Source organism: Geminocystis sp. GBBB08 (assembly GCF_016743215.1).
Lineage (GTDB): Bacteria > Cyanobacteriota > Cyanobacteriia > Cyanobacteriales > Cyanobacteriaceae > Geminocystis.
This window is the reverse complement of the sequence record NZ_VRZC01000175.1, coordinates 1-7,673: the sequence shown is the minus strand read 5'-3', so window position 1 is coordinate 7,673 and position 7,673 is coordinate 1. Positions and strand designations below refer to the sequence as shown.

Here is a 7,673-nt window from a genome sequence, read left to right as displayed (position 1 = left end):
TACTTATCTTATTTCCTTTTTCGGGAAACTAATTTTTAGACATAAACGAGTTAATTTACGTTTAGAACATTTAAAGAATTTTAATGAATTAATGCACAAGCGTATGAATCAATTGGAGCAATCCAATAAGGATTTACAAAATTGGTATTATTATACATTAATGTTAGATGATCAAGATTCTCAAGAAGATTTTTTATCTATACCAGAAGAATCTTTATCGAAAGTTCCTGATTATATTCAGAATCATAATCCGATCAAACTTCCTAACTCCACTTTGGAAGATTTTGATATTTTAGAAATGGATCGTTATAGTGATTTACACTCAATTTCTCAAGAACAAATTGAAACTATTGTCCAATTAAAAGAAGTCAGCACGGATATTGATTTTGGATTACAAGATATTGACCAAGCTATACAAGAATTAAATCAAACCATGCGATCTCTACAAAAAAATATTACCCGCATTCAAATGCGTCCTTTTGTAGATTTAGTTAGGGGTTTTCCCCGTTTAATCAGAGATTTAAGTGTACAATTTGGCAAAAAAGTTAATCTCAAAATTGAAGGAGAAACTACCCTTCTTGATCGAAACTTAATAGAAGCTCTTAATGCCCCATTAATGCACCTAATTCGTAACGCTTTTGATCATGGTATTGAAGATAGCGAAACTCGGATCAAAGCTGGAAAAAATCCTGAAGGAACAATTACTCTTAATGCGACTAATCGAGGTACGCAAACTATTATCACGATTAAAGATGATGGTGCTGGTATTCCTCTGGATAAAATACGTTATCGTCTATTGTTTATGGGAATTACAGAGGAACAAATTCAAGAAATGTCTGAATCAGAAATCATCAACTACATTTTTGAACCCGGATTTAGTACCAGTGAAAAAGTGACAGAACTTTCAGGTAGAGGAGTCGGCATGGATGTTGTACGCACTAATATTAGAGAAATAAAAGGAGATATTCAAGCAGAAACAAAAAAAGGACAAGGAACAACTTTTACCCTCAAACTTCCTTTTAATTTATCAATTTTAAGAGTGATGATTGTGGAAATAAAAGACATGGTTTTAGCAATGCCCATGAACAGTATCCGTGAAATGTTACGTTTCATCCCAGATAATAATTTAAAATTAGAAAACTTAACAGAAATTAATTGGTTACAACAAACAATTCCTCTGGTTCATTTAGCTGAAACATTTATTTTTAATCGATCTTCTAAACCTTTTAAAATGCTTGGTAATCCCGTTATAGAAGAGCCTACAATTTTTGTTGTCGGAGAAGGAGATAATATCGGTGGCATTAAAATTGATCAATTTTGGGGTGAACAAGAGGTGACAATTCGCCCGATTAACACACATTTGCGTATGCCTGTAGGCTTTATAAGTTCCATGATCTTAGGAGACGGTAGAGTTTTACCATTAATTGATCCTGTGCAAATTGTACAAGAATCTTTAAAAACAAAAGTAAAAAGAAAAATAAATCAAAATGAACATGAAACTACTCTGATTTTGCCTTATCAAAATAAAACAACTATCCCCGTAATCAATAATACAATTCTCATTATTGATGACTCGATTAATGTTCGTCGTTATTTAGCCTCAACTTTAGAAAAAGCAGGTTATCAAGTTGAACAAGCCAAAGATGGAAAAGAAGCAGTAGATAAATTATTTGCAGGATTATCAGTTCAAGCCGTTATCTGTGATATTGAAATGCCTCGCCTCGATGGTTATGGCGTTTTAGAAGAAGTCAAGGGAAAACCTCAATTTCAAAACCTTCCTATCTTAATGCTCACATCTCGTAGTAATGAAAAACATCGTAAACTAGCATTTAATTTAGGTGCAAATGCTTATTTTTCTAAACCTTATAATGAGCAAGAATTATTAAATAAAATCTCAGATTTAATTCGACTTTACCGATTGTAACAAAAATAAGTACCAGCGCAAAATAAACAGTCTAAGCTATAGCAATCCTATGGGAGTTGTGAGATTTTTAAAGGTGTTAGCTATCAGCTTTCAGTGGTCAGCTTTGACGGTATAGTAAGATTTACAGATTTATTTTTTAATAGACACGAGTGCAAAATAAAAATTAAAGTCTATATTTAGGTGGGAAATTATCAATTTTAATAACTATTGCTTGAAGAATTGAGAATTGAAAATTGAGAATGAAGATTTTACCATTGCCCCGATGCCCCGTTGCCTCTTATAAAATAAATGTTAAATTTTATTAAGATATATCTCATTTTAGATACAAAAATTCTCATTTACAGAAAATTTACATAATTATCGGTTTTAATAAGATATTAATTAAAAACACTAAAAATTAAGATACAAAAAGTCTTTGCAATAATTTTATTTACAAAAAAAAAACTTTTTTTATCTGATCACGGCTATTTTTACTAAAAACTATATTACTTAAACTTTATTTAATTATAGATATTGTTCAGAAAAAATTATGAGTTTCAATTTTCAACCCCTGACAATTCTTCAAGATGGACTCCATCAGAAAAAAACAGCACATCTTCAGATTAAGGCAAATTCAGTGAACTGGAATATTTATTTAGCGGAAGGTAAATTACAATATGCCCAACATTCTTTACAATCTTTAGAAACCATTAAGCATCATTTAATGGCTATAGCCCCCAATGCGGTTACAAAAATTGACTTAACTAAAGGTCAAAATAACACTGATAATCTTAAACTTATAACAATAATCAACGATTTATGGGAACAAAATCATCTTAATTCTAGTCAAAAAACAACGTTAATTAAAGAATTGAGTCAAGATGCTTTAGAGTCTTTTCTTTGGTTAAGAGAGGGAGAATATCAATGGAATCAAATAACGACAGTTCAATCTTTAAAAATAAAAAATAAGATTGGGGTAAATCCTCTCGAACTTTCTCCGTTGGTAAAATCTTTACAAATTCGTCTTCAATTATGGCAAAAATTAACACCTTTAATTACTTCTCCTCAGCAACGCCCTTTGTTTATTTATTCTTCTAAGTTGCCCGAAAAAGTTCCCAATGGTAGTCTTTCTCCACAGGTTTTAATGCAGTTAGCAAAATTGATGCAGGGTGCGACTATTCGTCAGTTAAGTATTATTTTAAAACAGGATGAGTTAAAACTAGCTCAATTATTATTTCCCTATCTTCAACATCAAGTTATTAAATTACATTCTCCAAAAACTCCTCTTGATAAATTACCAACAATACCCTCAGTATTAAATCATCAATCTCAAAATAATGTTTCTCCAAAATCTTCTACCTCTAATACTATTACTACACCGATTAAGATAAATCAAACTAAAGATCCCCTTAAATCATCTCAGAAAAACAATCGTCCGATTAATCCTAAATACTTTATCAGTAATGAATCTAAAGTTTCAAAATCAAATAAACAGAAAATTTATAAGATTATTTGTATTGATGATAGCCCCACCATACTCGAAACCATTAAAGATTATTTAGGAAATGATAAGTATGAAGTCTTAACAGTGGAAAATCCGATGCAATCTCTTTCTTACTTATTTGATAGTCAACCAGACTTGATTTTAATGGATTTATCTATGCCCGGTATTAATGGAAATCGACTTACTCAGATACTCAAAAGTAGTTCTGTGTTTAATAATGTTCCTATTATTATTGTTAGTGGCAATACTAAAATGTTAGATAAAGAAAAAGTTGAAGCCATTGGTGCAAAAGACTTTTTAGCGAAACCATTTACCCAAGAGAGTTTATTAAATATCGTCAATAAATATTTACAAGTAACTTCCCAAAAAGCTCATTTGCTTTAGTTGTGTAATCAATATTTTAATGAAGGTAAAAACCCCTCATGCCATAATCAAAAGCTGAAACATTTTTAAAATCTCAAATTTATTACTTATCCTTAACTCCAGAAATTATCAATTGTTTAAATACAAAATAGTTATTAATTATGAATATTAGTTACGATATTCCCTTAGTCATACTGTCAGCTATCATTGCTGTAGGTGCAGGTTATTTCACCATTGAAATGTCAACAGAGATCACTTTAAATAAAGGTTTAGAACGTTGGACATGGTTAATTCTTAGTGCTGTAACCATGGGAATGGGCATTTGGGGAATGCACTTTATTGCCATGACGGCTTTTTCCATGGAAGCTAAAATTACCTACGATCTTGTGATAGTTTTAATTTCTCTCATAGCGGCAATATCAGGATGTACTCAGGGTTTATATATTATTACTCAACCCCTTGTTAATAAAAAAGTTCTGATGGCAGGATCTATTACTATGGGTTTAGCTATTGCTGGAATGCACTATATTGGCATGACTGCCATGAGAGTTGCCGCTAAAGTTAGTTATGATCCTTTAATTTTTGCTTTATCAGTATTTATTGCCATCGTGGTTTCTTTAGCTGCAATTGTTATTGTTATCGGATTACGAACTTCAAAGAAAGATAAAACTTATGTGGGGAAAAAAATTCTTGCTTCTTTAATTATGGGAGTAGCCGTATTGTCAATGCATTATACGGGAATGGCGGCCGCCCGATTTAAAATTGATTACGGTATCATTATTAAACAAGCTAATATTTTAGATAGTTCAGTGATTGGTTTTTCTGTGGCGTTAGCAGTTTTAGGAATGTTTGCTATTGTTTATATTGTTTTACTTAATGCTAACTGGAATCGTTCAACCTGAACTACCGAATACTAACTCTATGATATAGGATGAAACTTTATCCTATATTCGTATGTTAACCCTCATTCAAATTTGATACTTAAGTTAAATTATTCCACTGATTAGCGGCATCAGTAACCCCCTGTTCAATAGTTTTTTCCTTTAACATCGCACTTTGTATATTTTCATAAATAAATTTTTTTAGTTGACTGATATTTTTGAGTGGCGGAATCAATACTTCAGCAGTGTCTAATTGCATAGCACTGATTTTTCTCGCTTCCGTAACTAAATCTTTATTGCTATCTTGTTCTAAATTATTGATGTATTTTGCGATCGCCTCATTATGAGAAGGTAAAACGTTAGCCTGTTGAGCAAAGTTTAATTGATTATCAGCATTAGTAACAAATAAAGCATAATTAACCGCTTTTTCTGATTTATCACTATCTTTGGGGATAACTAAATTCATTACAGAGACACTTCTTTTATTCGCTTTTCCTGTAATTTGGGGAGCTACACCAGATTGTTGATAAATGGTTGGTGCATTGTTAGATATAGTTTTCAAAAATTCAGCACCAGTGCCCACAAGAGAAAGTTCTCCCGCTTGATATAATTCAACACCATGACGATGACCTTGAGTCATAATTTCAGGTGGTAACAAATCTTTTTGGTACAAATCTACCCAATAACGGAATACGTTTATACCTTCAGGAGTATTAAAAGCCGCTTTACCTTGATCATCAACTAAATTAACACCCATTTGCACAAAAGATTGTAATACTTCATTGGAATCTGTGGGTATAAGTGGTACAAAAAAAGCATATTTTCCCGTTTTACTTTTTACTTTTTCCGCCACGATCGCTAATTCTTCATAAGTAGAGGGAGGTTTTTCAATACCTGCATTTTTAAACAATTCTTGATTATAAACCGTTACAGTAGTAGTTAAATACCAAGGAATACCGAAAGTAGTAGTTTGACACTGATTTTCAGTTTCACAAAGTTCTATTTTATTAGCTTCCCAAATTTTGGGTAAATATTGAGCTTTAATTTCAGGAGTAATTGCCGTATCTAAATTTAACCATGCGTTACGACTGGCTAATTGTGAAGCAAAATCAGGATTAAGATTTACCACATCAGGAGCATTTTTAGCCGATACAGCCGTTAAAATTTTGCTTTCCATGGCATTCCAAGGCACGTCAACCCAAAGAATTTTATTATCAACATTTTGAGTTTCAAAGGATTGATTTAATTCTGTAAAAAATGGCGTAAATTGTGGTTGTAACTGCATTGTCCAAAATTCAATTTCAGAGGTAGAAGTAGCTTTAGGCGTGGTACAACTGACTAACAAAGTTATTAATAAACCTGAAATAAACCAGAGAATATAAGTAACTAAATTATTTTTACTTTTATTCCATGACAAAAAAAACATTGATGAATATTCCTCAATAATTTTAAAAATAAATTCTTAACTATGATTTACACTAAATGATATTAGATTATAGTTTGTTTATCCTGTCAAAACCAAAATCATAATCCCTGACATTGGATAGAATAGAATTAATTTATAAAATCTTTATCTTGTATCCGTAAATATACGGAAAAGGAGTTAAGACAATGTTGAGTTTTTTAGAAAATTTGGTAGGAGGCAAAAGTAGTGGCGTTGGAATTGAAATTAATCCTGATAAAATTACTTTGGCTCAACTAACCAAAAAAGGGCAACAATACAAACTGTTAAAATACCATTTTCTCGATGTTCCTGAACAAATTTTTGAAGAAGGGCAAATAGTAGATTCTTCTGGATTAGCAGAGTTAATTGATCAATTATTAAAAGAAGCGAAAATTAAGCCTAAACAAATCGCTACCGCAGTGCCAATGAAAGAATCCATTATAAAGGTTATTCCTATTCCTGCGGAATTAAATGATCAAGAATTACGAGATATGGTGTTAAACCATGAAGCTAGTCTTTATCTTCCTTATCCCAGAGAAGAAGTCGATCTTGACTATCAAAAATTGGGTTATTTTGTAGATGAAGATGGGATCGAAAAAGTACAAGTTTTATTAGTTGCTACTCGTCGAGAAGTTACTGATTTGTATTTAGAGACTTTTCAACAAGCGGGGTTAAAAATTAATGTCCTCGAAATTAACAGTTTTTCTTTAATTAGAACGATCAAAGAACAATTGAGGCAGTTTTCTCCTAGTGAAGCTGTAGTATTAGTCGATATTGAATTTGACACTACAGAAATCGCTATTATTGTTGAAGGTGTTCCTCAATTTTCTCGCACTATTCCCATTGGTACTTACCAAATGCAAACCGCTTTAGCTCAAGCTATGAACTTACCAAGTTCCAAAAATACCGAATTATTGCAAGAGATTACTATTCCCAATAATCCAGAGCAAACTACTACTAATACTACCAGTAGTCAAACATGGATTAATCCCGGTATGGACTCATTATTAAGAGTTTTAGGGGAATTAGTTGATGAATTACGGCGATCAATCAATTTCTATCAGAACCAAAGTGGTGAGACAGAAGTAGTGCAAATATTGTTAGCCGGACCCGGTTCAGGTTTAACCCAAATTGATGAGTTTTTCACCAAAAAATTAAGTATTCCTGCGATGCAAATTGATCCTATTTCGGCATTATCTTTAACTTTAAAAGAAGATTTATCCGTAATGCAAAGGGCTGGATTAGGCACAGTAATTGGTTTAGGGATGAGGATGAGTTAACTATGTATAACATTGATATTAACTTTTTAAAAGATCGCAAATTAGATAGTTCTGGTAGTACTACTTCATTTAAAAAAACAACTCCTAAAACAGTTGAATTACCAATTTTGATCGGAGGTGGAGTCGGTATTGCTTTCATTGCCGCCGTGGGGGGATCTTTATTTTTCTTAAATAATCAAAAAAGTAGCACCAACAATACCATCGCCCAATTAGATGCCGAAATTCAACGTTTACAAGGGCAAAATTCAGAAGTTCAAAAAATTCAGACAGAAATTGATGGTATTACTCAACAAATAGG

The 7,673-nt window shown here is 32.0% G+C and carries 5 protein-coding genes and 1 pseudogene; 5 read left to right on the top strand and 1 reads right to left on the bottom strand.

The genetic code is table 11. The annotated features are described in order from the left end of the window. The 3 genes from FWJ34_RS16565 to FWJ34_RS16555 form a co-directional block, all read left to right on the top strand. Positions 1 to 1,924, top strand: a 1,924-nt coding sequence (locus FWJ34_RS16565) for a hybrid sensor histidine kinase/response regulator (RefSeq protein WP_308256450.1), incomplete at its 5' end; no start/stop codon positions are given. A 529-nt stretch (positions 1,925 to 2,453) separates the two neighbouring features. Then, complete coding sequence (locus tag FWJ34_RS16560; protein ID WP_308256449.1) at positions 2,454 to 3,791, top strand: response regulator; 1,338 nt, start codon at positions 2,454 to 2,456, stop codon at positions 3,789 to 3,791. 140 nt (positions 3,792 to 3,931) lie between these two features. After that, complete coding sequence (locus FWJ34_RS16555; protein ID WP_308256447.1) at positions 3,932 to 4,672, top strand: MHYT domain-containing protein; 741 nt, start codon at positions 3,932 to 3,934, stop codon at positions 4,670 to 4,672. 79 nt (positions 4,673 to 4,751) lie between these two features. Here FWJ34_RS16555 and FWJ34_RS16550 read toward each other — a convergent pair whose 3' ends face one another. Beyond that, a complete protein-coding gene (locus FWJ34_RS16550) occupies positions 4,752 to 6,077 on the bottom strand; it encodes a sugar ABC transporter substrate-binding protein (RefSeq protein WP_308256446.1) in 1,326 nt (441 codons plus the stop codon). A 185-nt stretch (positions 6,078 to 6,262) separates the two neighbouring features. On the opposite strand from FWJ34_RS16550, the gene pilM reads away from it, so the two are divergent. After that, the gene (gene pilM, locus FWJ34_RS16545) at positions 6,263 to 7,375 is read left to right on the top strand and encodes a type IV pilus assembly protein PilM (RefSeq protein WP_308256445.1); all 1,113 of its coding nucleotides are present in this window, start codon (positions 6,263 to 6,265) and stop codon (positions 7,373 to 7,375) included. 2 nt (positions 7,376 to 7,377) lie between these two features. Beyond that, a pseudogene (locus FWJ34_RS16540) lies at positions 7,378 to 7,673 on the top strand (fimbrial assembly protein); the annotation flags it as partial.

Bases quoted from the DNA above. Each gene is read 5' to 3' on its own strand.
- FWJ34_RS16560 (WP_308256449.1), top strand. From the start codon at position 2,454: ATGAGTTTCAATTTTCAACCCCTGACAATTCTTCAAGATGGACTCCAT.
- FWJ34_RS16555 (WP_308256447.1), top strand. From the start codon at position 3,932: ATGAATATTAGTTACGATATTCCCTTAGTCATACTGTCAGCTATCATT.
- FWJ34_RS16550 (WP_308256446.1), bottom strand. From the start codon at position 6,077: ATGTTTTTTTTGTCATGGAATAAAAGTAAAAATAATTTAGTTACTTAT.
- pilM (WP_308256445.1), top strand. From the start codon at position 6,263: ATGTTGAGTTTTTTAGAAAATTTGGTAGGAGGCAAAAGTAGTGGCGTT.